Genomic DNA, 26376 nt, shown 5'->3' on the forward strand with positions numbered 1-26376 from the left:
ACGTATGAAAAAAATAGTTATCTCTTTATTACTCCTGACAAGTTCAGGAGCTGCACTGGCTGCACCACAGGTCATTACCGTCAGCCGTTTTGAGGTTGGTAAAGATAAGTGGGCGTTTAATCGTGAAGAGGTGATGTTGACCTGTCGGCCTGGCAACGCACTGTATGTCATTAATCCCAGCACGTTGGTGCAATACCCACTGAATGATATTGCCAGAGAGCAGGTTGAAAACGGTAAAACGACGGCAAAACCGATCGACATTATTCAGATTGATGATCCGGCAAAACAAGGCGAAAAAATGAGCCTTGCGCCGTTTATCGAACGTGCAGAAAAGCTCTGTTAGTTGTCAGATATACCTCTCTGATTTCCAATAAAAAACCGCAAGGATCTCTCAGGAGAACTTGCGGTTTTTGCGTTGTTGCGGGTGACAATCGTCCTTTTTTTCAGGCCACTTTAGTCACGGACTGGAAAACCTGGCGCTGTCATCTATTCTTAAATGGCAGGGTAACTTAGCCTGCATTAATGCCAACTTTTAGCGCACGGCTCTCTCCCAAGAGCCATTTCCCTGGACCGAATACAGGAATCGTATTCGGTCTCTTTTTATGAGCTTATTTTCGTTGGGTTTTCTCGGTGCTTTCACGAAACCCCACGAAAATTACTCGAAATTTCCATATCCTGTCTAAACCATAACATATTCTGCACCGCGTGCGTCCAGGTATTTTTTGGTCATTGTTAAATTTTTATGCCCCAGCAGTCTCTGTGCGAAATCCTCTCCACGCTCCCTTTCACACAGTCTGCTCGCCAAGCTCCTGATCTCATGGAAAGGAGGAGGGTTGGGGCCAAACTTTAACTCTGTAGAATCCCTGATATCGCTGAATCTGAACAACGATACGTCCTCTCTTCTTTGCCCGGTGACAAGTGCCAGACCACATGCATTTGCAGCCCATTCGGAATGGGCGGTTGCGGCATCCCTTATTATCTCGAACTGCTCAAGCAAAAGACGCTCACGCTTCACTTTGGGCGTCGGCGTTCTTGTCGGCTCTGCCGGATTCCTTTCAATGTAGTTATTGACCACGATGGCCTGAGAAATAGCGTCTTTCCTGTCGATCTTTTGGGACGAAGATTCGTTTTGCTCGGATCCACACAGATGGCATCAGGCTGAACCTTATATTCTTTACCGTGAAGTTCCGGAGCGTGATGAATGGCCAGCTTGATGTCGCATGCCTGACGCGCTAACGGGGATTGCTGATTGCCTCGGTTAATCAGTCGCATTACATCTCCTCAAGGGGAAGGCGAACCATTCCAGCTCAGTTAGCCCACATATTACCGGTTTCATATCTGCCAGGAGGATGCTGAACTGATCGTTCAGTTCGCCACCCTGTGACTTTTCGCCGTTACAAGAACTCGCTCAACTTCCCCAAACCGTTCTGCTGCATCCGGTTCGTTCGGAGTAGGCAGGGAGTTGATCTCGGCTTCTACCTTGTTATGTGCATCCACCAGGCAATAGCGCTTAACTGCTTTGTTCTTCAATTCGGTGAACAAGGCTGAACCCAGCGTAACCTTCGCGCTTTCGATATCAGTTCGGAGTGCTTTGGCGCTGCCAACATCCTGCACAGTATCGATACGTACGCGGAAATTATCTGCCAGAGAGTCGATGTTTACTGATTTACAAAGGCGGCATGCCGGAAAAAGCGCCCGCTCTGATGAATGGAGACGTCGCCGCAAGGACGGTTTTGCGATAGCAATTGTTGAACGAAATCAGATTGCGGCGATCCAGTCAGATAATCAGTATTTCCGCGACAATCCCTATTGATGGCGTTGAATGAATCTTATCAGGGCCTCGTTGAACCTCTCCGGTTCTTCAAGTTGCGGCGTGTGGCCGCTTTTCTCAAAAATTTCGATCTCAATGTCTCTGAAATAGCCTTGATACTCTTTCCACGATTCGATTGGTGGATTGATATAGTCGTGACGACCAAGGGCCAAGAAAACGGGCGCGCTGATCGCTGCTGCAACACATTTCATATCGAAGTCGGGAAACACCTTTCCCCAGAGCAAGTCAAATCCGACATCGTGCGTGATAACATCACGCCAGAGTGGAGCCGCGTCAAAAAATGGGTCTAACCAAGACCGGGGACCGGTTCGGAGGAGAAGATATTTGAATTGCTCCTGCGGGTGCTTTTTTGCATCCGATGAAAGCAGGGATATTTCTTTATCGTATATTTCCTGACGGAGCTTAGACGCTTCTGTCTTGAATCTTTGTTCCGATTTATCATTGAGATCGGCGCTCAAATTGGGTGGAGTGCTAATGAGTATTACATGTGATACCCGGCTAGGATACAGACGCGCGTATTCCAGTGCCATGAATCCGTTTCCAGAGTGCCCGATGATCGTCATTCTATCAACGCCAAGGGCAACACGAGACAATTCAATATCACTAACGACCTTATCTAAGGAGAAATCATCCTCTTGAACGGGTTTGCTTGCCGGAGCATAGGCTCGATGATCGATAAAGTATAGGCAAAAACGCTTTGCAAGGTCAGTCGAGAAAGTGCGGGAATAATACAGGTTGCTACCAACAATGATTGCCGCAGCCCCTGAGCCAATGACCTTATATCCAAGCTGAAATTTATCTGACTGAATTGTTCCGACCGTCACTTCCAACTCCTGGCTTGTTGTTCGTGAAGCTTTATTCGGTCTCTTTTTATCAGACTTTGATTTCAAACAATTAAGGTTCTATGCCCGAAATCTGTCCGAATTCTGATTTTTGCTGTTCATTCGTTATACCACACGTTTTTTAACAATCACAATTCATTTGCGCAGAAAATTAGATCAGCAAATAGTGCTCGGATGAGGAATAAGGGGTACAGGGACAGCTGTGCCATGGCAGGTATGAAGCATAATTTTTAATATCACGCTAACCGTGAAGCTCTCCCCGGTTTTAGCGCACAGTAGCTCGAAAACAGCCGAATTTCCATGTTCTTTCGAAACCGCAACATATGTATACAGAAAGAAGCTGCAGCAAGAAAAGATCATGTAAGGTGAAGATATAGTAGAATCTTTCTTTGTCTTGTTTAAAAAATGAATGGTTATGAATACTTATATCTATCTTGGTGCGGCTATTCTGGCTGAAGTGACCGGGACAACGTTAATGAAGTTTACCGATGGGTTCACTCGGCTATGGCCTTCTGTTGGTACGATTGTGTGTTACTGTGCTTCATTCTGGCTGCTTTCCCAGACGCTGGCGCATATACCTACAGGAATTGCATATGCTATCTGGTCTGGTGTGGGTATTGTGCTGATCAGTCTTCTTGCCTGGGTTATACATGGGCAACGACTGGATTTGCCCGCTATTATCGGAATGGCACTAATTTGTGCAGGTGTTCTCATTATTAATTTGTTATCGCGAAGCGCAGTACATTAAATAAAATAGCCCAATGGGATAGGCTCTAAGATCACCGCATGAACGGGGTGTGGGGTAATTCCTCCTCTCACTTGATACGCTTAGCAGGTTGCCGAAGCCTGAACAACTTCGGTGACGTCTGCGTATTGAGAGAACTGGCTATCAGGATGTATTTTCACAGTCGCAGGTGCAAAATGCACCTGCGATTTTTTACATTCTGCCGTTTCCATTAAGGGTCCCAGACCAAGGGCCCAAAGCATTATATGAGGGGTTTATTGTTCTCGATATCTTCAATATATAAAAGTGAATTATCAAAAGAATAATAACAACGTTTATTATCATTGACATCGGTTACCCAGCGAAAAACACCAGCACTGGCAAGTGTGATGCAGTACTCCCGAAATGTTGACTTCCCGGAGATATGAATCCGTGCCGCTTCTTTTATAAGTTCGACGTTCTTAATCGTACTGATTTTTAATAAGCTTCTGTATCCTCTTATTAACAAAACGTCGTCATTATGCGTGACGATCCTGATGTTATCTGTAGCCAGATAGTAGATATAATGCGCAATGTTGTGTCGCTTCAATTCAGAATAAAACCAGGAAAAATTTAACTCCTTTCTCACTTGCTCGAACATCTGTTGGAGAATGGCAACCTGATCCATCAGGAAAGTAACCTCTTGTTAGTTGTGAGGGCGCGTAGTGTGCATGATTAGCTTAGTCTATTCAATCTGATCAGACCAGTGCCCGTTTGTAAGCCCATTCAGCCTGCAGACTCCTGCTTGATGAATGTTATCATCATGATGATGACATTGCGTATATATCTCGGTCATTGCGAAACGGAGCTGGGGAGTAAAAAAGTAACTTCTCGAACGTATAGTGTAAGTTGACTGTAAATATGTTTTTTAATCTCTCATTAATTAATGATGTGGAGGTTTTTAAACAAAATAATAACCGTCTCGTTAATTTGTTCAGATTTCTTTTACTATACTCTAACTACGTCGATTATTCTGGGGAATAAATACGATTTTCCCTGGCTGGAGAAGATAATCCAAATACCCGGATGGTGACGGACATTTAGAGCCAGATAATCTGGACATTGTCAGAGATTTTCTGAACAAATTCGTACAGGCTAACTGCATGAAGGCGTTGAAAGGGAAGGCTCATGTAAGTATCGCGCATGGTTTTCCTACATGTGTAGATAATTTTCTGTGCAGGAGGTCAAATGGGGCTGCCTGGTAATATCTACCAGAGAGTGGAAGGTACACGCTGGCGTCATGTCTGGGTCGTCGGGGATATCCACGGCTGTTTCTCCATGCTGGTGGATAAATTGCGCCAGTGCCGTTTTGACCCGTGGCAGGATCTGTTGGTGTCTGTCGGGGATGTTATTGACCGTGGGCCAGACAGCCTCCGCTGCCTGAAATTACTGCGTAAAACCTGGGTTGTGGCGGTCAGAGGCAATCACGAGCAGATGGCACTGGATGCGCTGGCGACGGGCGAGCAGCTGCTGTGGTTGCTGAATGGGGGATCCTGGTTTACCCGTGCGCCACAACCGAGCGCGCGAATCGCACTTGAATTCTGTCAACAATTACCCTGGATTCTGGAACTTCACTGTCAGACCGGTATACATGTTATTGCCCATGCTGATTACCCTGATGAGAATTATCAGTGGCAGAAAGATGTTGATTTACAAGGTGTTATTTGGGGTCGCGAAAGGTTGATGAGCAAACGCGGGGGGATACGTGGGGCGGATCATTTTTGGTTTGGCCATACGCCGCTACGCCATCGGCTGGATATCGATAACCTGCACTATATTGATACCGGCGCGGTGTTTGGCGGTGAGCTTACGCTGGTGCAGTTACAATAATCAAAAATCGCTGTATTCCTGCGCCGGGCGCCAGAAACTGTCGATATAGCCATCCGCAGGTAGACATCCTCCGTTGCGAATACGCTGATCGTCCATCGAAATAAGGCACTGCTGTTCCGTATTGTAGACATCGACCACGATATCTTCACAACCGCCATCCAGGTAGCAAACAAAAAGAACCAGCGTGAACATTACATCCTCAAATTGTACTGCCGTACCGATAGTGTAGAAGAGGTTGAAGCGAGGGGGAAATTAAGAAAAGAAATAACCCGCCTGGCGACGGGTTCTTTTTGAATCAGGCAAAACGCATGATCCAGGCATCTGACTTACGATCGTAGTGCTGACGGAATAGAACAGAATGTTCCCCATTAAGGAGTGCCGGGATGCTGGTATCGGCGTCCCAGGCATCCAGTTGCATGCATAAATCCGGATCGGATTTGCACGGAATGGTTAACGTTCGGTCTCCCGGCGATTCGCCATGTAACTCGGCGTCGTCGATTTCAAAAGCGCCAATGCGCACACTGGTTTTCATCATCGTGCTCTCCGTTGATTTGCTGGTTGTGGTACGACCAGTTGGGTCGTCCATTTTTCAGCGTAGTCAACGTCAGCAAAAGCGCCAGTAAAAATGTGCGTTATCCTGTAAAGAGTTTGCCATCCCGGACAAGATCGCGCGGATAACTGTTCTTTAATCGCGAACCAATACGCTTCGCCAGACCAATTGGCTGCTGCTGGAATGTGACCAGCACGTCGTCGGTGGCCGGTGAGGTTTGCGGATAGACATCTCTGCCGCGATACCACTCTTCCGCTTCCTCAAGGGTCAGTTCGAACGCATTATTGTGATTCGGATTAGCAAGGGCGATCACTGCCTCATGCTGCCAGCGGTATCCTTTATTATGGGTTTCAGCCAGCTTGATCCCGAGGCGGGAAAAACGGACCCTACCGATCAGCGCTTCAATTTCTACGGGGAATAGCCAGAGCTCTTTATCACGTTGCCAGAGACGCAGATTATTATCCCATTGTATTGCACAGGCATTCGCCGCGGCGGTGATTTGCGCAGTTTCACGTCCTTTCAGCGGACTGAATGGAAAGTTTCCAACCTTGTATTTTGGGGCTGGCAGGGCGTGAATCGCGGCGGTTTTGCGCAAACGCGCGACAAAGAACCCTTCACAGTCGTAAATTTGCGGGAATACATGTAGAAATCCCTCCGGCGTGAGGGCGCGTTCGGCTCCAGGAAATAAGTCACCCAATGGAAGAAACTCGACGGCATCTGGATAAGTTTCTATCAGCCACTGCATGATGGATTCGTTTTCTTCACGGTTTAAGGTGCACGTTGAATAAACCAGCGTGCCACCGGGACGTAAGGCGTGAAATGCGCTGTCGAGCAGTTCGCGCTGCGTGGCGGCAATCTCAAGATTACTTTCAACGGACCAGTTTTTCAGCGCATCGGGATCTTTACGCACCACGCCTTCGCCGGAACACGGAGCATCCAGTAAAATCGCATCAAAAGTTTCCGGAAGAGCAGCGCCAAACACGCGCCCGTCAAAGTGGGTTAAGGCGACGTTACTGATCCCGCAGCGGCTGATATTGGCATGCAGCACTTTAACGCGACTGGCGGAAAACTCATTCGCCAGGATTGCGCCCTTGTTATTCATTTTTGCCGCTATTTGTGTGGTTTTAGAGCCAGGAGCTGCTGCGACATCCATCACACGATCCGGCATATTACCTTCGGCAAACAGCGCGGCAACCGGCAGCATTGAGCTGGCTTCCTGAATATAAAAAAGACCGCTTAAATGCTCAGCGGTGCTGCCCAGCGGCACTGACTCTTCATCACCACGTTCGATCCAGAAACCTTCCTCACACCAGGGAACTGGCGTGAGCGACCAGCCGTAAGGTGCAGTTAGGTCGAGAAAATCGGCAACGGAGATTTTTAGTGTATTCACGCGAATGCTGCGGCGTAACGGACGCTGGCAGGCGGCAAGAAAGTCATCGAAAGAGAGCGTGGAAGGCATTGCTTCACGCATTTGAGTCAGAAAGGCGTCTGGAAAATAAGCCACTTGGTCGCACCGGCAAAAAAACAGGTGCGCAGTTTAGCATATACCCTGAATATTTCGAGTTGCAGGACAACAACGCTTGCGCTGGCCGCTAAGGGTCGAGGCCACAGGCCAGTAACGCGGTAAGCGAGTGAAACCAACTCACCTGCAACTTGAAGTATGAAAGGTATAAACGCTCCGGCGCGCGTACGCCGGAGCAGGGGACATTAGCGCGGCAGGGCGGTACCCCATTCGCGCCATTCTTTCGGTTCGCTCTCCAGCAACAGGAAGTGTTTACCCTCCTGTGCTTTTGGAGCCAGTGGAGTGCCCGGTGGGGTAGCGAAGGCGATACCGCCGCGAATGAATTGGTTGAAGGTACCGGTTTTCACGACGCCGCCAGTCAGGCCGAAGTCGAGGTTGTAACCGGAGGCCAGCCAGAACACGGAATTATTACGCACCAGATGCTGATAGCGCTTGCTGATACGCATGGCGATCATTACGCGGTCAGAAAGTGAACCCAGCGTCAGTCCGGTGACGGTTCCCACTTCAATCCCTCTGAACAGGACTGGTGTACCGATATTTAGCGATCCAGCTTCTGATGCTTCCACCACGATGCTCAGGCCATCAAGGTAACGCGAATCAGTAATAGTGGCTTCTTGTAGTTCGAAATCGCGGCGTGGATTGCCTCGTCCTGGTTCAACATTAATGTAAGGTTGCAGGATTGTATCCAGGTGCTCCACGCCTGCGGCGGAGATTTGTGGAGTAATGACCGAGAAGCGGGTGCCGGCACGTGCAAAAGTCTGGACATACTCCGGGTATAGTACCGCTTTCGCCTGAACTTCGTTACGAGCAGTGATCAGTTCAAGAGTCTGGATCTGACCGATATCGATACCCAGGTAGCGAATCGGCATGCCCGCGGCGAGCTTACCGGCATCAAATGCGTGCAAGGTAATTTGCCCCCCCACAGCACGCGCAGCGGTTTCAGAGGCATACAGGATACGTTTGTCGCCTTTGCGCTGACTGGCGCTGGCTCCGCTCAGGTTATCGAAGCTAATCGCACCCTTGAGCGCGCGCGACAGAGGGGATGCCTGAACGGTCAAACCGCTGCCGTTGAGTTGAACTTTTGCGCCACCTTCAGCCCAGAACACGCTGTTGCTGGTCAACAGATTGCGATATTCAGGTTTGATATGCAGATCGATGTCAAACGCCTCGGCACGAGGACGTACACTAATAACTTCGCCCACCTCAAATTTACGGTATAACACCACTGAGCCAGCTTGCACATCCGGCAGCGTTTCGGCACGCAGGCTGAGCGTGGTGGTCGGTAGATCGCTCAGGCTGTTTTCGATGGCTTTTTCCAGATTGGCATACAGCGGATAGCTGCTTTTCATTTCACCTTTCGTACCCGGTAAAATGCGAATGCCTCCGCTAATCCATTCGCTGGCACTGGCGCCGAGGAACTCCACGCCATCAATACCTACTTTGACATCCACCCGGCTATTGACCACAAATTTACTGTCACCCAGCACCAGGTCGCGATGTTGCGGTTCGATGGCGACGGTAAAAGAGACGCCTTTGCTGGATAGGGTTCGCTCAATAACTTGTCCGACTTGTACACCGTGCAGGATCAACGGTTGCCCGGCATCAATGCCATAGCTTTCCGGTGCCGTCAGGGTGAACGTCATCACGCCCGGGTCATGAAGCAAGGATTTCTCGCCGGGAACAACCACAAACTGGCTTCGAGGCTCGCCCTCACCGGGCACCAGTTCGAAGGTTTTACCCGTGAGCAGTGAACTGAGATTCACATCGCTCAACGACAATTTGGGGCTGTGTAATTCGATACGCGTGTTCTCCCGCAGCAGCGTGACGACGCTGGGGTCGACCGTCATCTCACCGGTGACTTTACCCCCTGGATTCAAATCCAGTTTAGTGAGTTCGCCTACCTCCAGCCCCTGGTACATCAGTGCTGTTGAGCCTGCTTTTAGACCATCGCCACTGGGGAGTTCGAGTTTCACTATCACGCCGCGTTGGCTGTGTGCCAGGTCCTGGTACAAACCGAACGTATCGTCTGCGACGGCGGGTTGCGAATCCTCCGGTGAATCAAAGGCGATCGCGCCATTAACCAGTGCAGCGAGGCTTTCCAGTTTGACCTTCGCGCCGCTGAGGCTGACATCCGCATTTACACCGGAAACATTCCAGAAACGGCTGCCTTTTTTCACCAGATTGGTAAATCGGCGCTCAATCAGTACGTCGATAGTCACGCCCTGATTGTTGGGATTTATGGTGTAGTCATACACCCGGCCTACCGGTATCTTGCGGAAGTAAACCAATGAACCACTGTTGAGGGAGCCGAGGTCGGGCGCATGCAGATGAAGCATCAAATCGCCGTTGTTCAGGCGGTACTTTGGTTGCGTATCAAGCGCGACAAAATGATCCTCTGCTTCACCGGTTCCGGGCATCATTCCGATATAGTTACCGCCAACCAGTGCATCAAGGCCAGAGACGCCTGCCAGCGATGCTTTCGGCGTCACCAGCCAGAATTGTGTGTCTTTACGCAGAGCATCTTTCATGCTGGATTTGATGCTAACCCGAACCTCAATCTTACGCAGATCTTTGCTGAGACTGATATCCTGCACTGTACCAACTTCGACACCCTGGTAACGAACGGGAGTACGGCCCGGTACAATGCCATCCGCAGACATAAAGTCGATGGTTACGGTGTTGCCGCGATCTTCATAGCTTCCCCAGATAAGCCATCCAGCGATCATCAATGCAATGATCGGCAGCAGCCAGAACGGAGAAATGCGGCGTTTTGTTTTAATCTGTGCTTCAGTCTGCGAAGCGGGCGTTTCCTGACTCATGTGCATCCCAAAGTAAGCGGCTGTCCAGCCATTCCACAGCAAGAATAGTCAATATTACCGCTGCGCCGAAATAAAACGCAGCCGGTCCCATAGTAAAAGCAAGTATCTGATCGCGGTTAATCAGCGACATAGTTAAGGCGATAACAAAGAGATCCAGCATTGACCAGCGGCCAATCCAGGTCACCATGCGCAGTAATAAGATGCGCGTGCGTAATCCTTGTTCACATTTAAAGTGGATGCTGAACAACAAAGTAAACATCACAATCACTTTGGTGAAAGGCACCAGGATACTGGCGATAAAGACGATTGCCGCGACGCCGACATTACTGTTGGCCAGAGACATGATCCCCGAGAGAATAGTGTCTTCCTGCCGGGATCCGTTAACGTATATGACCGATATAGGCAGCAGATTAGCAGGCAGGAGAAAGACAATCGAGGCTAACAGTGCAGCCCAGCACTTTTGGATGCTCTGATTCCTGCGCCAGCGCAGCGGAATATGGCAACGGGGGCAACGTCCGCGAGCATCGGGATAGCCTGTAAAGTGACAGCCAAGGCAGACGCGAAGCTTTTCATCAGGGCGACGGGCTGGTCTTTGCGGATAAAAACGTTCCCACAGTTGCTCAACATTGAGGTGCGATAGCGTCAGAATACTGAGGATCACCAACGCGATAAATGCAAAAAGCCCCACACCGGGTTGCAGAAAAGCATAATCTTGAACTTTGATTGAAGCGACGCCAATACCCACCAGATAGATATCCAGCATGACCCACTCTTTAAGCCTTTCCAGCATCAGCAATACCGGGCGCAGGTTCATACCGAGAATATTACCAAACCACAGATATGCGATTGAGGAGACGAGTATTATCGGCGCGCCGGCTACGCAAAATAGCACGATGGATGCGGTTAGCGGATCGCCTTGCCGGGTCATTTGCCAGATACCCTGTACCACATTAGCGTCAATACGGATGCCCAATAAATAGATGTGTAACAGTGGTTCTCCCCAGGCAAAGGGCATCAGTAGCAACATTGTGACGGCCATCGCCGCCAGTCGCGTCAATGACCAGTCGCGTCCGTCGCGTATTTTTGCCTGACAGCGAGGGCAGTATGCACTTTGGTGCGAACGCATTTTCGGCAAGCTAAATAGCGTGTCACATTCAGGGCACCGCTGATAATGTGCGCGGGGTAGCGCCTCACCGATGGACCTGATCGCTATTTTTTTCGATGGCTTGGTGCGCGGAGTATTTAAGGCCATGTATCGCAGATCAAAGTGTTAGAGTAATGTTATCTTAACTCATGACGGGAATGATCTTGAGCATTAACGCATTTAATGTTTATTTTAGTAGGCTGCAGTTTTGAGTAAGACAACTAAGTGATTACATAATGAACAAAATAGAGCTATACACGGATCTGAACCGTGATTTTCGCGCATTAATGGCAGGTGAAACCAGTTTTCTGGCAACGCTGGCGAATACCAGCGCTTTGTTGTACGAGCGTCTTGCAGAAGTGAACTGGGCTGGTTTTTACCTGCTCGAAAACGACACGCTGGTGCTTGGCCCTTTCCAGGGCAAGATCGCCTGCGTACGTATTCCGGTTGGTCGGGGGGTATGCGGCACCGCAGTGGCGCAGAACCAGGTTCAGCGCATTGAAGACGTTCATGCTTTTGATGGGCATATCGCTTGCGATGCGGCCAGCAACGCTGAAATTGTACTGCCGATAACGGTCGAAAATCAGATAATAGGCGTGCTGGATATTGATAGCACGGCTTTTGGCCGCTTTACTGAAGAAGATGAACAGGGGCTGCGTACGCTCGTGGCACAGCTTGAAACCGTGCTTGCAACGACGGATTACAAAAAATTCTTTGCTCCCGTCGCAGGATAATCAACGGATAACGTAGCAATTACTGATGGCGTCATTATAATGACGCCTGTTCATGCCTGCGCTTGTTGGCTACGTCCGTTGTAATCAGGAAATTTCATGGAAAATCAACCTAAGTTGAATAGTAGTAAAGAAGTCATCGCGTTTCTGGCCGAACGCTTCCCGCAGTGTTTTAGTGCGGAAGGCGAAGCGCGCCCGCTGAAAATTGGCATTTTTCAGGATCTGGTAGAGCGTGTTGAGGGTGAAATGAACCTCAGCAAGACTCAGCTTCGTTCTGCCTTACGTCTATATACTTCAAGCTGGCGCTATCTGTATGGCGTTAAGCTGGGCGCAACGCGTGTTGACCTCGACGGCAACCCATGTGGTGAGCTGGATGAGCAGCACGTTGAGCATGCGCGTAAACAGCTTGAAGAAGCAAAAGCTCGCGTTCAGGCGCAGCGTGCAGAGCAACAGGCGAAAAAACGCGAAGCGGCCGCTGCTGCGGGTGAAAAAGAGGACGCACCGCGTCGTGAGCGTAAGCCGCGTCCTGCTCCGCGTCGTAAAGATGCAGCTCCGCGTAATCCTCGCGCTGAAAAACCGGCTGCTCAGGCACCGCGTGCTCCTCGTGAAGAACAGCATACCCCAGTCTCTGATATTTCAGTGCTGAAGGTAGGGCAGTCTTTGAAGGTGAAAGCAGGAAATAATGCGATGGATGCCACCGTATTAGAAATCACCAAAGATGGCGTCCGTGTACAGCTGAATTCGGGTATGTCTTTGATTGTACGCGCAGAACACCTGGTGTTCTGAAACGGAGGCCTGGCCTGGCATGAACACTTTTTTTAGGCTTACCGCGTTAGCTGGTCTGCTTGCATTAGCAGGCCAGGCATTCGCTGTGGAAGACATCACGCGTGCCGATCAAATCCCCGTTTTAAAGGAAGAAACGCAGCATGCGACAGTGAGTGAACGTGTAACATCGCGCTTTACGCGTTCACATTATCGCCAGTTCGATCTGGATCAGGCGTTTTCGGCAAAAATTTTTGACCGCTATCTGAATTTGCTCGACTACAGCCATAACGTGCTGTTGGCGAGTGATATAGAGCAGTTTGCCAAAAAGAAAGCCGTCCTGGCTGATGAACTGCGTACGGGCAAGCTGGATGTGTTTTACGACCTCTATAATCTGGCGCAAAAACGTCGATTTGAACGCTATCAGTACGCATTAAGCGTGCTGGCGCGTCCAATGGATTTCACCGGTAACGACACCTTTAATCTTGATCGCAGCAAAGCGCCGTGGCCGAAAAGCGAAGCAGAGCTTAATGCTCTGTGGGACGGCAAAGTTAAATTCGACGAACTTAGCCTGAAACTGACCGGCAAGACCGATGCAGAAATTCGTGAAACGCTGACGCGTCGTTACAAATTTGCGATCCGCCGCCTGGCGCAGACTAACAGTGAAGACGTGTTCTCACTGGCTATGACCGCTTTTGCGCGCGAAATCGATCCGCATACTAACTACTTGTCCCCGCGTAACACTGAACAGTTCAATACCGAAATGAGTTTGTCTCTGGAAGGTATTGGTGCCGTTCTGCAAATGGATGATGACTATACCGTCATTAATTCTATGGTTGCGGGTGGCCCGGCGGCCAAGAGCAAGGCGATTAGCGTAGGCGATCGCATTGTCGGCGTAGGTCAGTCGGGTAAAGGCATGGTTGATGTCATTGGCTGGCGTCTTGATGACGTTGTAGCGCTGATCAAAGGACCAAAAGGCAGCAAGGTTCGTCTTGAGATCCTGCCTGCCGGTAAAGGCACTAAGACGCGTACTGTAACGCTGACGCGTGAACGCATTCGTCTGGAAGATCGTGCTGTTAAAATGTCCGTGAAAACCGTTGGCAAAGAAAAAGTCGGCGTACTGGATATTCCAGGCTTCTATGTTGGTCTGACGGACGATGTCAAAGTTCAGCTGCAGAAGCTGGAAAAACAGAATGTCAGCAGTGTGATTATCGATCTGCGTACTAATGGTGGTGGGGCGCTTACTGAAGCCGTTTCGCTTTCCGGTCTGTTTATTCCTTCTGGTCCGGTTGTTCAGGTTCGTGATAATAACGGTAAGGTGCGCGAAGACAGCGATACCGACGGCGTTGTTTACTACAAAGGTCCGCTGGTGGTGTTGGTTGACCGCTTCAGTGCCTCGGCATCGGAGATTTTTGCTGCGGCAATGCAGGACTACGGTCGTGCGTTGATTGTCGGTGAACCGACCTTCGGGAAAGGCACGGTACAGCAGTACCGTTCTCTGAACCGTATCTACGATCAGATGTTACGTCCGGAATGGCCTGCGCTGGGTTCAGTTCAGTACACTATTCAGAAGTTCTACCGTGTAAACGGTGGCAGTACGCAGCGTAAGGGCGTTACGCCGGATATCATCATGCCGACAGGTAATGAAGAAACAGAAACCGGTGAGAAGTTTGAAGATAACGCTTTGCCTTGGGATAGCATCGATGCGGCGACCTATACGAAGTCGGATAATTTGACGCCGTTCGGTCCTGAATTGCTGAAAGAGCATAATGCACGTATTGCGAACGATCCTGAGTTCCAGTACATCATGAAAGATATTGCCCGTTTCAATGCAATGAAGGATAAGCGCAACATCGCTTCTCTTAATTACGCCCAGCGTGAGAAAGAGAATAACGAAGATGACGCGATGCGTCTGGCGCGCATAAACGATCGTTTTAAACGTGAAGGCAAGCCGCCGCTGAAGAAACTGGACGATCTGCCGAAGGATTACCAGGAGCCGGATCCGTACCTGGATGAAACGGTTAAAATCGCGCTCGATCTGGCGCATCTGGAAAAAGATAAGCCAGCGGAACAGCCCGCAACAAGTCAGTAAAAACAAACAGGCACAAGAAATTGTGCCTGTTTGTTTTAACAAGCGCATGAAGTCGTCAGCCTGATACGATAAAATGTAAAGTTGTGTCTTTCTGGTGACTTAGCACGTATGCATGCTTGAAAATAGCTGTAAGACCCATACGATATGGGTAATCGCATAGTGCGTTTTGTTAAATTGAGGTTAAAAGAAAATTATGATGCGAATCGCGCTCTTCCTGCTGACGAACCTGGCTGTGATGGTCGTTTTCGGGCTGGTATTGAGCCTGACAGGGATCCAGTCAAGCAGCGTTCAAGGCTTGTTGATCATGGCACTGCTGTTTGGTTTTGGTGGTTCCTTCATTTCGCTGCTGATGTCAAAATGGATGGCGTTAAAGTCCGTTGGCGGGGAAGTAATTGAACAGCCCCGTAATGAAAGAGAACGCTGGCTGATGAATACTGTAGCCACACAGGCTCGTCAGGCTGGTATCGCTATGCCGCAGGTTGCTATCTACCATGCGCCAGATATTAACGCGTTTGCCACTGGTGCGCGCCGTGATGCGTCACTGGTGGCGGTCAGTACGGGCTTGCTGCAAAACATGAGCCCGGATGAAGCTGAAGCCGTTATTGCACATGAGATAAGCCACATTGCCAATGGCGATATGGTCACCATGACGCTGATTCAGGGCGTGGTGAACACCTTCGTAATCTTTATCTCGCGTATTCTCGCGCAGATTGCCGCTGGTTTTATGGGCGGAAACCGTGAAGAAGGTGAGGGCAGCAACGGCAACCCGTTAATTTATTTTGCGGTAGCGACGGTGCTGGAACTGGTGTTTGGTATTCTGGCGAGCATTATTACCATGTGGTTCTCGCGTCATCGTGAATTCCATGCGGATGCGGGTTCAGCAAAACTGGTTGGTCGTGAGAAAATGATTGCTGCACTGCAGCGTCTGAAAACCAGCTATGAGCCACAGGAAGCAACCAGCATGATGGCGTTCTGCATCAATGGTAAATCTAAATCGTTGAGTGAGTTGTTTATGACCCACCCTCCGTTGGATAAACGTATTGAAGCGTTGCGCAGTGGGGAATACCTGAAATAACCTGCGGAAGCATGAGAGAAAAGCGCGTCCCTGGACGCGCTTTTTTTTTACCCCTGAACCCGAGGTTGCGTAATACGTAAACCACTCACAATCGCGGCTACCGTGGCCAGAATACCTGCCGTCATTAACGACATGTGCGTCCCGCTGTCACCAAACTGATTCAGCATCAACGCGACTAACGCCGCACCGCTGCTTTGTCCCAGCAAACGTGCCGTCCCCAACATACCGCTTGCGCCTCCGCTACGATCCCGGGGGGCCGACATGATGATAGTATGGTTATTTGGTGACTGGAAAAGGCCAAATCCGGCGCCACAAAGTATCATCGGCCAGATGATATTAAAATCAGACGGTGAAGCGGGTAGTAGCATCAGCGAGAAAAGGCCAACAGCCATTGTCGCCAGCCCCATTGCCCCCAATAGTCCGGCATGTACCCGTTCAATTAAATAGCCAGCAAGTGGGGCCATGACCATGGTGGCTAGCGGCCAGGGAGTCAATAGCAAACCTGTTTCCACTTCACTGCGACCCAACACGGTTTGCAGGTAAAAGGGGAGTGACACCATAGCTAACATCTGAGCGCAAAAAGAACAGATAGACGTGCCGATAGACAATGAGAAAAGTGGGATACGCAGCAAGTCGACCGGCAGCAGAGGGACTGGTAGTGACAGTTGACGGCGAATAAAGAAAAAACCGACCACGATCATCATCGCCAGTTCTATACCAATGAGCGTCAAAGACTGTCCCTGCGCAAATCCACTGAGTGCGGTAATCAGCAATCCGAAGGTCAGGGCATTCATCACCGCGCTCGGTAAGTCAAAACGTGGTGTTGACTGCCTGGCAGCATTGGCCGGTAAAAAACGCATTGCCAGTAGTAACGCAATAATCCCCAACGGCACGTTAATCAAAAATAACCATTTCCATGACGCAACGGACAGTATTGCCGCGGCAATTGTAGGACCGGCTGCTGAAGAGACCGCCACAATAAAGGAGTTAATGCCCATCCCCCGGCCAAGCTGGCGTTGGGGATAAATAAGTCTTATCAGCGCCGTATTAACGCTCATTAGCGCTGCCCCGCCAAAACCTTGAGCCACTCGCGCCAGCGTTAGCATTTGTAAGGAATCTGATAAGGCACAAAATAATGAAGCGAACAGAAAAATGACCAACCCACATTTATAAATACGTCGGTAGCCAAACATATCGCCCAAAAATGAGAGTGACAGGAGTGAGACGACAATCGCAATTTGATAGGCGTTAACGACCCAAATTGAACTGGCTGCGGAGGCCTGAAGATCTGCGGCAATCGTCGGAAGAGCAACGTTAGCAATTGCACCATCCAGCACTGCCATAGAGATACCAATAATAATGGTTAAAATTGCGCCATATCGCTGGGGCAATGGCAGGCCATCGGCCTGGATTCTTTCCATAGGAAGTCAATGTTGTCGGGTATGATGATGAGAATAATGATATTAGCATTGATATTCAGGCGTTATGTCGCAGATTTGTAACTAAGTAAGCAAAGATGGATTGCGAGGGGCATTGCGTGAAATTATAATAAAAACCGGTTCTGATTTTTATAAAACACTCGTAATGAGGTGATAAATGGCAATCGCAGATCTGGATAAACAACCCGATTCTGTATCTTCCGTGCTGAAGGTTTTTGGCATCCTGCAGGCGCTGGGTGAAGAGCGCGAAATTGGTATTACCGAACTGTCGCAACGCGTCATGATGTCGAAAAGCACCGTTTATCGCTTTTTGCAGACCATGAAAACGCTGGGGTATGTGGCACAAGAAGGGGAGTCTGAGAAATACTCGCTGACCCTGAAATTGTTTGAGTTGGGCGCTCGCGCGTTGCAAAACGTTGATTTGATTAGAAGCGCTGACATCCAGATGCGCGAACTTTCGCGTCTGACAAAAGAGACTGTGCATCTGGGGGCTCTGGACGAAGACAGCATTGTCTACATTCATAAAATCGACTCGATGTACAATTTACGCATGTATTCTCGCGTAGGTCGCCGTAACCCATTGTACAGTACAGCTATTGGTAAAGTACTGCTGGCCTGGCGTGACCGTGAGGAAGTGAAGCAGATCCTCGATGGTATTGAGTACAAACGCAGCACTGAGCGCACAATAACCAATACTGATGAGCTGCTATTGCTGTTAGATAAAGTGCGTGAGCAGGGCTACGGCGAAGATAACGAAGAGCAGGAAGAAGGTCTGCGTTGCATCGGCGTACCAGTGTTTGACCGTTTCGGTGTCGTGATTGCGGGACTGAGTATTTCATTCCCGACCTTGCGTTTCTCCGAAGAGCGCTTACATGAGTATGTCGCGATGTTGCACACAGCAGCGCGTAAAATTTCAGAACAAATGGGTTATAACGACTACCCATTCTGATCTGGCTAGTTTTCGACATGTTAAAAAGCCCCAGATATTTTTCCGGGGCTTTTTTAATAGTCAATATAAGTTGAAGATGTAATAAATAACTTACCGGCTATATTGCTCTTATATTAACCGTTATCGACAACCACTGTGCTTTTGCGTAACACGGGGCAATCAGACAGACCGATGATACCGCTGTTGCTGTGAACGTACTGTGCGGTACTGGTGCCACGTGCGGTCAGATACTGGCATTGCAGACCGAGACCTGCCGCGTTCTCCTTGCTTCCTATCAAAACTCCGTAGCCACTGAGTAATAAACCAATCCAAACCAGAGCCAACAATACAATAGCGCGAATAATCAGACGCATTACAACCTCTTATCTTTTCTCGTTATTATAAGATTAGCTTGTACACTGGATGAAACAAGTGAATCATTCCTAAAAATAGTTAATGCCGCTACAGTTAACGCTGGGTTTAGGTAATGCGTGATAATTTAGCAGCATAAAATCTGGATTCGGAGAGTGGAGTTGGAGTGAGAAAAATTCGATGGGTGGTTCTGATTGTTGTCGTGCTGGTGGGCATACTGATGTGGGCGCAGGTGTTCAACATCATGTGCGATCAGGACGTACAATTTTTCAGCGGCATTTGCGCCATCAATAAATTTATTCCCTGGTAAGCGCATTTTTGCAACAGTTGATTACCTTCTTGTGCGGCAGTGGTAAACTACGCTGTCTACATTGAGGTGGTGAAATGAACGAAGTTTTGAACTCTGGCGTGTTGAATTTTGCGTCTTTAGTTGTATCGGTGGTGGTTCTGGTAATCGGGCTTGTGCTGTGGTTTTTCATCAATCGTGCAAGTTCACGTACTAATGAGCAGATTGAGTTGCTCGAAGCATTGTTGGAGCAGCAAAAACGACAGAACGCTTTGCTTCGTCGTCTTTGTGAAGCTAACGAGCCCGAGAAGGCAGCAGAGCCTGCGGTGCAAAAACAGGATGAAGATGACGACATCATCCGCCTGGTAGCAGAACGGTAGTAACCAGAAAGACAGGGTGAGAGTCTGCTGACATTGTTCTCAGATGCTTCATCCTGTCGACAACAATATCAAGATCATTTTCCGCTGTCTCGGTTGTGCAATACACGTGTGATCATGCACACAACGTTACTTCTCCAGACCCCCTGACCAATTAATTCCTTATTCCTGAAATGGCTTAAATATAATTATCCATACGTTAATAATATGATTATTGCATTTTTGTGATAGCGATCGTTTTTATTATCAGCGAAACGTTTCTCTAACTTTTTTGTGCATTGTCATCATTCTTTCATTATTTTTCTGCAAAATCAGAATGCGGATCCCATTTTTACCGTTGTGATAATTTATGCATTACTAAGCATAAAAAATGATATTCAGCACACGACGCATCAGAGAATCTGGAACAACCGAACCTATTGAGCTATGGTAGAAATGTCCCGGCAATGGCGCAAGCCAGTTGGGGCAGGGCGAGGGCGGTATGGATATATCCTTACTCGATTTGGCGCATAACTGTGCAGTCGCTGTTTGATGAACTTCTGGATTTGTGCGACCGATCGAGACACGTTTAAAAATGGCTTGCCATTATTATCGTTGTATGTGATAACACGTTTTGGGTTAAACGAGGTACAGTTCTGTTTATGTGTGGCATTTTCAGTAAAGAAGTCCTGAGTAAACACGTTGACGTTGAATACCGCTTCTCTGCCGAACCTTATATTAGTGCCTCAAGCAGTAATGTCTCAGTTTTATCTATGTTATGCCTGCGGGCGAAGAAAATACTCTAAGGAATTTTGCAAATGGCAAAGATTAAAGGTCAAGTTAAGTGGTTCAACGAGTCTAAAGGTTTTGGTTTCATTACTCCTGCTGACGGCAGCAAAGACGTGTTCGTACACTTCTCTGCAATCCAGGGTAACGGCTTCAAAACTCTGGCTGAAGGCCAGAACGTTGAGTTCGAAATTCAGGACGGCCAGAAAGGTCCGGCTGCTGTTAACGTAACAGCTATCTGATCGATACCACTGATTTGAAGCGCCCAGGCGCATCAACCTCAGATATAAAGCCTCGCATATGCGGGGCTTTTTAATTCAAATTACGTCAAAACATTTCTGAATGCCCTCCCATTAGCGCTTTGTTGCAAAGGCACGATGTTCGTAGCATTGTTTTTCCCGCTTTCTCTCGTCAATTCCCGTTAAATCAGTCACCTGAAAAACTATCTTGCTGGAGGTCGGGTGAAAAAGAGAAACGACGGCGATACACGCAATTTTACTCCCGTACGTTTTGCCCTGCTCTGCGTGGCAATATTGTTGAGTCTGGGGTTGTTACTTGGTCGGGTGGCATGGCTGCAAATTGTTACGCCAACGAGTCTGGTAAAACAGGAAGATATGCGTTCTTTACGTGAGGTGACAACGGCCTCGCCACGCGGAATGATTACTGACAGAGAAGGGCGTCCGCTGGCAGTAAGCGTACCGGTTAATGCTGTCTGGGCCGATCCTAAGATCATTATTAGCAAGGGGGGAGTTGGATATAGCGAACGCTGGCAAGCGCTGGCAAAGACGCTGCATCTGTCGCTTAGTACACTGGCTGCACGGGTTAACAGCAATCCTGCCGGACGTTTTATCTACCTGGCTCGACAGATTTCACCTCAGCAAGCTGAATGGATCGATAAGCTCAATCTTCCGGGTATCAATCTGCGCGAAGAGACCCGTCGCTTCTATCCCGCAGGGCATGTCGCTGCCAACCTGATTGGCTTTACTAACATTGATGGTCAGGGTATCGAAGGGATTGAGAAAAGCTTCAATGCCCAGTTGATGGGTAAACCGGGTTCCCGGCTGGTACGTAAAGACAAATTTGGGCATGTAATAGAAAATATCACCGAAGTAATGCCGGTACCTGCGCATGAATTGCAGCTTAGTATTGATGAACGTTTGCAGACAGTAACCGAGGACGCGCTGGACAATGCCGTTACGTGGAACAGGGCAGAGTCCGGTGCTGCAGTGCTGGTCAGTATTGCCACGGGTGAAATTCTCTCTATGGCAAGTTTCCCTGACTTCAACCCCAACAACCGCGACGGTGCGGTGCTGGATGATTTTCGCAATCGTGCGATTAGCGATACTTTTGAGCCTGGCTCTACCGTCAAGCCGCTGGTAATTATGACGGCTCTTCAACAGGGAATTGTGCAGCCAGACAGCGTGATTGATACTCATCCTTTTTATGTCGATGGGCATCGCATTCGTGACGTAGGATTTTATCCTGAACTATCTTTGACCGGTATTTTGCAAAAGTCGAGCGATACTGGTGTCTCCCATCTCTCACTTGCAATGCCCGTACAGCGCTTGCTTGATACCTACAAAAGCTTTGGTTTTGGCGATCCTACCGGGTTGGGATTAACCGGTGAAAGCAACGGTCTAATGCCTCAGAGGCGTTACTGGAGCGATCTGGACCGTGCAACTTTCGCGTTTGGTTACGGTTTGATGGTGACGCCGCTACAGCTGGCGCATGTTTATGCCACGATTGGCAGCTTTGGCATTTACCGACCGCTTTCCATCACCCGTATCGACCCGCCGGTCATTGGCAGACGCGTCATGCCGGAAGCGTTAGTTCATCAAGTTGAACATATGATGGAAAGTGTCGCTTTACCTGGTGGCGGGGGAACAAAGGCTGCGGTGAGAGATTATCGGGTTGCGGTTAAAACCGGTACGGCGAAAAAAATTGGCGATGACGGTAAATATGTCGATAAATACGTGGCCTATACCGCAGGTGTCGCTCCGGCAAGCGACCCTAAATTTGCACTGGTGGTCGTTATCAACAACCCACAAAATGGGGCTTACTATGGTGGCGCAGTATCGGCTCCTGTATTTAGCCAGATAATGGGGGACGTTCTGCGTCTGGAGAACGTTAAACCGGATGGAATGCCCGCCGACTCGAGCCATTTGCTGGTTATGCACGACGATAAGCTCTCTGCACCATCGTTGTAAGTTATTTTCCCGGGGCGTAATTCGCGTTACACTTGCGCCCCGAAGTCATCAGCCGGAGTTGTCATGTCGTTTTCCTGTCCCCTTTGCCATCAATCTCTTACTCAAGATAAAAACAGCTTTATATGCCCTCAACGGCATCAGTTTGACGTGGCTAAAGAAGGGTATGTCAACTTACTTCCTGTTCAGCATAAGCGGTCGCGCGATCCCGGTGACAGCGCAGAAATGATGCAAGCACGCCGGGCATTTCTCGATGCCGGACATTATCAGCCGCTGCGCGATGCGATTGTGAATGTACTGAAAGAAAGACTCGTGTCAGAGCAGGCGGCGATTCTTGATATCGGCTGTGGGGAAGGGTATTACACGCATGCTTTTGCCGACGCGATAACGGGCAACTCAACATTCGGTCTGGATGTTTCAAAAGTGGCGATTAAGGCCGCAGCCAGGCGGTATCCGCAGGTGACATTTTGCGTAGCATCAAGTCATCGTTTGCCATTTGCTGATGCATCAATGGACGCCATTGTCAGGATTTATGCCCCCTGCAAGGCGCAAGAGCTTGCCAGGGTTGTTAAACCTGGCGGATGGGTGATTACGGCCACGCCGGGACCGCGTCATTTAATGGAGCTGAAAGGGCTGATCTATGACGACGTGCGTCTGCATGCGCCCCATACCGAGCAACTGGAAGGCTTTGACCTGCAACAGAGCATTGCGCTGGGATATCAGATGCAACTGAGCGGCAGTGAGGCAGTGGCATTACTGCAAATGACACCGTTCGCCTGGCGGGCAAAACCGGAGGTCTGGGAGACGCTGGCGGGGAAAACGACATTTGACTGCCAGACAGACTTTAGCATTCATATCTGGCAGCGTGAAAATTAACCGTGGAAATGTGCCCAGAGGATCTGGGCACCGATGCCAATCAGTACCAGCCCACCCAGAATTTCAGCCCTTTTGCCCAACATCGGGCCGATAAAGCGACCAATCATCATTCCCAGTGTAGACATTATTAGCGTGGCACAGCCTATGGCCAGGGCAGTTGCGATGATGTTTACCTGCAGGAAAGCCAAACCCACACCGACAGCCATCGCATCCAGACTGGTGGCAATCGCGGTAGTGACCAGCAGCCAGAAACCATGTCGACGCTGCGGCTCTTCATCTTCATCATCGTTGTCGCGGAAGCCTTCAATGATCATTCGTCCGCCCAGAAAAATCAGCAGGATGAACGCAATCCAGTGGTTCCATTCGAGTACAAATTTACTTGCCAGCATGCCCATACCCCAGCCGATCAGCGGCGTGAGTGTTTCAACTGCGCCAAAAATAAGGCCAGTACGCAGGGCTTCTGAGAATTTGGGTTTATGTAGGGTGGCACCTTTGCCAATCGATGCTGCGAAGGCATCCATCGACATGCCGAAAGCGAGAAGAACAGTAGCGGTGATATTCATAACAGCGTCCTGACCGGGGTATCCATATAACACATCACTGCCCCCAGTAACCATACATGCCAGAACACGCGGTTCATAAAGCATGCATTGCAGTTGATGTGTCTATGGTCTCGCCTGACTAATTATGATTAGTCCGTACGTGCCACGTCTTGCGACGAGTATGTTGACACGTACATTTCCGGATTCTGGAAATCGGCTACTCCCCAACGACGGGCGCAACCTTAACATATTTTGAGAATATAAAACAAGAAAGGGGGAAATATTATTTGACTTCTAATTGAAAACGATTTTCATTTAGATTTAAGTGTGGATAAAACGTTAAAATAAATAACATTCATAGCGCCAGAATATAGCCTTAGCTATGTTGTGTTTTCGGTGAAATACAAAAAAACATAGTTCAGGCTATCTTTTTAACTTATTGATTTGAAATTAAAAGTTTATATATTTTTTCGAGATCGTCTATATTTCGTACGCGAATGAGCAATCGTCTCTGTTCTAATTGCATTACCAGTACGCCATCTTCAGATAAATTCATTTCTTTTATCCGGTTATATTCAATCCAGACATTGGCGAAGAAGAATCCTTTTTGTTTAAAGATGATTTTTGGGGTGCGGATCCAGAACAGATATATCCCCATTAGTACCAGTGCACATAATAACCATGTGGTGAATTGCGCCCCGTGGCTGGTGATGTTGTTGTAGATAAGAATAACGATCAGCCCAATGAAGATGACGCTATCAACACGGCTACGAGGAAGCAGGGGAACTGCGAGCAGAGTAGGGCCATTACGGCGGGGCATGATGAACTGATCGTAAATAGCAAACGCCAGTAGCGATAAGATAAAAAGAACCAGCACCAGGTCCGTGATAGTCATGAATCCTCAACCCTCTAAATAGAAAAACCGGGGGCATGCCCCCGGTGATGTACAGCACTCTTACAGGCCGAGCAGGCCGACAGAGTAACCCGCGATACCGATGACGAAGAAGCCAACGATGATCCACAGGGCGTTAACTTTCTTACGTAGCAGCCACATACAGGCGAAGGTCAGCAGCAGAGGCACCAGGCCCGGCATCAGCTGGTCAAGGATAGTCTGCACGGTGGTAACGCGAGTCTGACCATCCTGACCGGTGATAGTGGAAACCACCAGCGGAATGTTTACATGCGTCCACTTGTTAACCAATGCTCCCATGACAAACAGGCCGAGGATTGACGCCCCCTCAGTCAGTTTCTGCAGGAAGCCGCCGCCCATATCTTTAACGATATCGACACCTTTGCGGTAACCGTAAGCCACGCCGTAGTAACGCGTAGCCAGACGAACCAGGTTAAACAGGATAAAGAACAGCAACGGACCCAGCAAGCTGCCACTCATTGCGATACCGGCGCCGAGTGCGGCAAATACTGGACGAACGGTTCCCCAGAAAATAGGGTCGCCCACGCCTGCCAGCGGTCCCATCAGACCAACTTTGATACCGTTAATAGCACCATCGTCGATATCTGCGCCGTTAGCACGCTGCTCTTCCATCGCCAGCGTTACGCCGAGTACTGGTGCCGCTACGTACGGGTGGGTGTTGAAGAATTCCAGGTGACGCTTAATAGCCTGTTTACGTGCGTCGTTGTTCTCCGGATACAGACGGCGGATAGCCGGTACCATGGAGAAGCAAAAACCCAGCGCCTGCATACGTTCGAAGTTCCATGACCCCTGAAACAGGTTAGAACGAATGAACACGCCACGAATGTCACTCGGAGTGAGTTTTTTCTCGGTGGTAGTTTTAGTCATATCAACCATTTCGCTCACCTGCTAGTCCAGTTCGTTATCAAGATCGTTATTACCAGCAGCCTGCGCTGGCGCACCGGCTACGCGGTTATATTTCGGGCTCAGCTGAATGTAGAGGATGGCCATAACTGCGCCAATCACACCCAGAGCAACCAGGTTGAAGTTAGTAAACGCCGCAGTGACGAAGCCGAGGTAGAAGAATGGCATCAGATAGCCTGCACGCATCATGTTGATGACCATTGCATAACCGACTACGACGATCATACCACCAGCAATGTTCAGGCCACCGGTAACCACTTCAGGAATGGCATTCAGCATGCTCTGGACTTCACTGGTCCCAACAGAAATCGCCACGATAACCGCCGGGATAGCGATACGCATTGCCTGCAGGAACAGAGAGGACACATGCAGCCAGGATAGCGCCGTCAGGTTGCCACTTTCGGCTGCCTTATCCGCGGCGTGCTGGAATGCAACGGTGATGGTACGAACAATGATGGTCAGAACCTGGCCTGCTGCTGCCAGTGGGATAGCCAGCGCGATGCCGGCACCAATGCTTTGATGGCCCGCGATAACCAGAACAGTAGAAATAATTGAGGCCAGTGCGGCATCCGGCGCAACAGCTGCACCGATGTTCATCCAGCCGAGGGCGATCATTTCCAGGGTACCACCGATGATAATACCGGTTTTCATATCCCCGAGAACGGCGCCAATCAACGTACAGGCCACCAGCGGACGGTGGAACTGAAATTCATCGAGCACCGACTCCATACCCGCGATACATGCGACGATGAACACCAGCACAATCTGAAGAGTGGTAATCTCCATTGTACT

29 protein-coding genes, 1 pseudogene and 1 riboswitch are annotated in these 26376 nt (G+C 49.3%); of the genes and pseudogenes, 14 read left to right on the forward strand and 16 right to left on the reverse strand.

Going from position 1 to position 26376, the window contains the following annotated elements:
* The first annotated feature begins 4 nt into the window (after positions 1–4).
* The gene (locus OGY01_RS05705) at positions 5–343 is read left to right on the forward strand and encodes a YebY family protein (RefSeq protein ID WP_286492625.1); all 339 of its coding nucleotides are present in this window, start codon (positions 5–7) and stop codon (positions 341–343) included.
* Between the two features lie 336 nt (positions 344–679).
* On the opposite strand, the gene OGY01_RS05710 is transcribed toward OGY01_RS05705, so the two are convergent.
* The 4 genes and pseudogenes from OGY01_RS05710 to OGY01_RS05725 all read right to left on the reverse strand — a co-directional run bounded on the left by OGY01_RS05710 (position 680) and on the right by OGY01_RS05725 (position 2655).
* Positions 680–1075, reverse strand: coding sequence for a tyrosine-type recombinase/integrase (locus tag OGY01_RS05710; protein ID WP_311315585.1), 396 nt, complete (start codon positions 1073–1075; stop codon positions 680–682).
* Positions 1012–1272: a DUF4060 family protein gene (locus OGY01_RS23755; RefSeq protein WP_404979408.1), complete on the reverse strand. Its 261-nt coding sequence runs from the start codon at positions 1270–1272 to the stop codon at positions 1012–1014. The genes OGY01_RS05710 and OGY01_RS23755 overlap by 64 nt, the downstream gene beginning before the upstream one ends.
* Positions 1259–1665 (reverse strand): annotated as a pseudogene (locus OGY01_RS05720) (hypothetical protein); the annotation flags it as partial. The pseudogene OGY01_RS05720 and the gene OGY01_RS23755, both read right to left, overlap by 14 nt.
* 141 nt (positions 1666–1806) lie before the next feature.
* Complete coding sequence (locus tag OGY01_RS05725; protein WP_048221304.1) at positions 1807–2655, reverse strand: alpha/beta fold hydrolase; 849 nt, start codon at positions 2653–2655, stop codon at positions 1807–1809.
* Between the two features lie 433 nt (positions 2656–3088).
* Here OGY01_RS05725 and OGY01_RS05730 point away from each other — a divergent pair, with 433 nt between their 5' ends.
* Positions 3089–3421: an EmrE family multidrug efflux SMR transporter gene (locus tag OGY01_RS05730; RefSeq protein WP_045444043.1), complete on the forward strand. Its 333-nt coding sequence runs from the start codon at positions 3089–3091 to the stop codon at positions 3419–3421.
* A gap of 238 nt (positions 3422–3659) precedes the next feature.
* Here OGY01_RS05730 and OGY01_RS05735 read toward each other — a convergent pair whose 3' ends face one another.
* Positions 3660–4064: a DUF1398 domain-containing protein gene (locus OGY01_RS05735; RefSeq protein WP_048221305.1), complete on the reverse strand. Its 405-nt coding sequence runs from the start codon at positions 4062–4064 to the stop codon at positions 3660–3662.
* A gap of 560 nt (positions 4065–4624) precedes the next feature.
* Between OGY01_RS05735 and pphA the strand changes: the two genes are divergently transcribed.
* Positions 4625–5266, forward strand: a complete 642-nt coding sequence (pphA, locus tag OGY01_RS05740; RefSeq protein WP_200011079.1) for a protein-serine/threonine phosphatase — start codon at positions 4625–4627, stop codon at positions 5264–5266.
* Here pphA and OGY01_RS05745 read toward each other — a convergent pair whose 3' ends face one another.
* From OGY01_RS05745 to yebS, 5 genes are all read right to left on the reverse strand, one after another.
* Positions 5267–5458 carry a YdfD/YebW family protein gene (locus tag OGY01_RS05745; RefSeq protein ID WP_045444034.1) on the reverse strand — a complete coding sequence of 64 codons (192 nt, stop codon included), beginning with the start codon at positions 5456–5458 and terminating at the stop codon, positions 5267–5269.
* A gap of 103 nt (positions 5459–5561) precedes the next feature.
* Complete coding sequence (locus OGY01_RS05750) at positions 5562–5798, reverse strand: YebV family protein (protein ID WP_167493956.1); 237 nt, start codon at positions 5796–5798, stop codon at positions 5562–5564.
* A gap of 100 nt (positions 5799–5898) precedes the next feature.
* Complete coding sequence (rsmF, locus tag OGY01_RS05755; RefSeq protein WP_225761070.1) at positions 5899–7320, reverse strand: 16S rRNA (cytosine(1407)-C(5))-methyltransferase RsmF; 1422 nt, start codon at positions 7318–7320, stop codon at positions 5899–5901.
* Between the two features lie 203 nt (positions 7321–7523).
* On the reverse strand, positions 7524–10157 hold the full coding sequence (locus OGY01_RS05760; RefSeq protein WP_045444028.1) for a PqiB family protein: 2634 nt from the start codon (positions 10155–10157) through the stop codon (positions 7524–7526).
* Entirely contained in the window at positions 10126–11409 is a 1284-nt protein-coding gene (yebS, locus tag OGY01_RS05765; protein WP_045444026.1) for a membrane integrity lipid transport subunit YebS, read from the reverse strand. Before yebS ends, OGY01_RS05760 begins: the two co-directional genes overlap by 32 nt.
* 128 nt (positions 11410–11537) lie before the next feature.
* Between yebS and msrC the strand changes: the two genes are divergently transcribed.
* The 4 genes from msrC to htpX all read left to right on the forward strand — a co-directional run bounded on the left by msrC (position 11538) and on the right by htpX (position 15961).
* Positions 11538–12035 carry a free L-methionine (R)-S-oxide reductase MsrC gene (gene msrC, locus OGY01_RS05770; protein WP_045444023.1) on the forward strand — a complete coding sequence of 166 codons (498 nt, stop codon included), beginning with the start codon at positions 11538–11540 and terminating at the stop codon, positions 12033–12035.
* Between the two features lie 96 nt (positions 12036–12131).
* The gene (gene proQ / locus OGY01_RS05775) at positions 12132–12818 is read left to right on the forward strand and encodes an RNA chaperone ProQ (protein ID WP_045444020.1); all 687 of its coding nucleotides are present in this window, start codon (positions 12132–12134) and stop codon (positions 12816–12818) included.
* A 19-nt stretch (positions 12819–12837) separates the two neighbouring features.
* Positions 12838–14886 (forward strand): carboxy terminal-processing peptidase, encoded by a 2049-nt coding sequence (gene prc / locus OGY01_RS05780; protein ID WP_200011078.1) that lies wholly within the window; start codon positions 12838–12840, stop codon positions 14884–14886.
* A gap of 193 nt (positions 14887–15079) precedes the next feature.
* Positions 15080–15961 carry a protease HtpX gene (gene htpX, locus OGY01_RS05785; protein WP_045444014.1) on the forward strand — a complete coding sequence of 294 codons (882 nt, stop codon included), beginning with the start codon at positions 15080–15082 and terminating at the stop codon, positions 15959–15961.
* Between the two features lie 47 nt (positions 15962–16008).
* On the opposite strand, the gene OGY01_RS05790 is transcribed toward htpX, so the two are convergent.
* The gene (locus OGY01_RS05790) at positions 16009–17382 is read right to left on the reverse strand and encodes an MFS transporter (RefSeq protein WP_045444011.1); all 1374 of its coding nucleotides are present in this window, start codon (positions 17380–17382) and stop codon (positions 16009–16011) included.
* A gap of 175 nt (positions 17383–17557) precedes the next feature.
* Here OGY01_RS05790 and kdgR point away from each other — a divergent pair, with 175 nt between their 5' ends.
* Positions 17558–18349, forward strand: coding sequence for a DNA-binding transcriptional regulator KdgR (gene kdgR / locus OGY01_RS05795; protein WP_045444008.1), 792 nt, complete (start codon positions 17558–17560; stop codon positions 18347–18349).
* Between the two features lie 113 nt (positions 18350–18462).
* Here the strand turns inward: kdgR and OGY01_RS05800 are convergent, their stop codons facing one another.
* Positions 18463–18702 (reverse strand): YobH family protein, encoded by a 240-nt coding sequence (locus OGY01_RS05800; RefSeq protein ID WP_045444005.1) that lies wholly within the window; start codon positions 18700–18702, stop codon positions 18463–18465.
* Between the two features lie 164 nt (positions 18703–18866).
* Between OGY01_RS05800 and mgrB the strand changes: the two genes are divergently transcribed.
* The 6 genes from mgrB to rlmA all read left to right on the forward strand — a co-directional run bounded on the left by mgrB (position 18867) and on the right by rlmA (position 23208).
* The gene (gene mgrB, locus OGY01_RS05805) at positions 18867–19010 is read left to right on the forward strand and encodes a PhoP/PhoQ regulatory lipoprotein MgrB (protein ID WP_200011075.1); all 144 of its coding nucleotides are present in this window, start codon (positions 18867–18869) and stop codon (positions 19008–19010) included.
* A 74-nt stretch (positions 19011–19084) separates the two neighbouring features.
* Positions 19085–19366 (forward strand): YebO family protein, encoded by a 282-nt coding sequence (locus tag OGY01_RS05810; protein WP_045443989.1) that lies wholly within the window; start codon positions 19085–19087, stop codon positions 19364–19366.
* A gap of 638 nt (positions 19367–20004) precedes the next feature.
* A complete protein-coding gene (locus OGY01_RS05815; protein WP_003034983.1) occupies positions 20005–20148 on the forward strand; it encodes a DUF2627 domain-containing protein in 144 nt (47 codons plus the stop codon).
* Between the two features lie 12 nt (positions 20149–20160).
* Positions 20161–20370: a transcription antiterminator/RNA stability regulator CspE gene (cspE, locus tag OGY01_RS05820; RefSeq protein ID WP_001062678.1), complete on the forward strand. Its 210-nt coding sequence runs from the start codon at positions 20161–20163 to the stop codon at positions 20368–20370.
* Positions 20371–20589: 219 nt separating this feature from the next.
* On the forward strand, positions 20590–22335 hold the full coding sequence (ftsI2, locus tag OGY01_RS05825) for a peptidoglycan DD-transpeptidase FtsI2/PBP3(PARA) (protein WP_048221309.1): 1746 nt from the start codon (positions 20590–20592) through the stop codon (positions 22333–22335).
* Positions 22336–22398: 63 nt separating this feature from the next.
* Positions 22399–23208: a 23S rRNA (guanine(745)-N(1))-methyltransferase gene (gene rlmA, locus OGY01_RS05830; RefSeq protein ID WP_045443980.1), complete on the forward strand. Its 810-nt coding sequence runs from the start codon at positions 22399–22401 to the stop codon at positions 23206–23208.
* On the opposite strand, the gene mntP is transcribed toward rlmA, so the two are convergent.
* The 4 genes from mntP to OGY01_RS05850 form a co-directional block, all read right to left on the reverse strand.
* The gene (gene mntP, locus OGY01_RS05835; protein WP_045449666.1) at positions 23205–23771 is read right to left on the reverse strand and encodes a manganese efflux pump MntP; all 567 of its coding nucleotides are present in this window, start codon (positions 23769–23771) and stop codon (positions 23205–23207) included. The genes rlmA and mntP overlap by 4 nt on opposite strands.
* A 116-nt stretch (positions 23772–23887) precedes the next feature.
* Positions 23888–23988, reverse strand: a riboswitch (yybP-ykoY riboswitch).
* Positions 23989–24186: 198 nt separating this feature from the next.
* Positions 24187–24645 (reverse strand): DUF986 family protein, encoded by a 459-nt coding sequence (locus tag OGY01_RS05840; RefSeq protein ID WP_045443977.1) that lies wholly within the window; start codon positions 24643–24645, stop codon positions 24187–24189.
* Positions 24646–24705: 60 nt separating this feature from the next.
* Positions 24706–25557 carry a PTS mannose transporter subunit IID gene (locus OGY01_RS05845; RefSeq protein WP_045443974.1) on the reverse strand — a complete coding sequence of 284 codons (852 nt, stop codon included), beginning with the start codon at positions 25555–25557 and terminating at the stop codon, positions 24706–24708.
* A gap of 12 nt (positions 25558–25569) precedes the next feature.
* Positions 25570–26370, reverse strand: coding sequence for a PTS mannose/fructose/sorbose transporter subunit IIC (locus OGY01_RS05850; RefSeq protein ID WP_045443971.1), 801 nt, complete (start codon positions 26368–26370; stop codon positions 25570–25572).
* Positions 26371–26376: the final 6 nt, after the last annotated feature.

This window comes from Citrobacter sp. Cm038 (assembly GCF_030333105.1).
In the GTDB taxonomy this organism is placed as follows: Bacteria; Pseudomonadota; Gammaproteobacteria; order Enterobacterales; family Enterobacteriaceae; genus Citrobacter; species Citrobacter murliniae.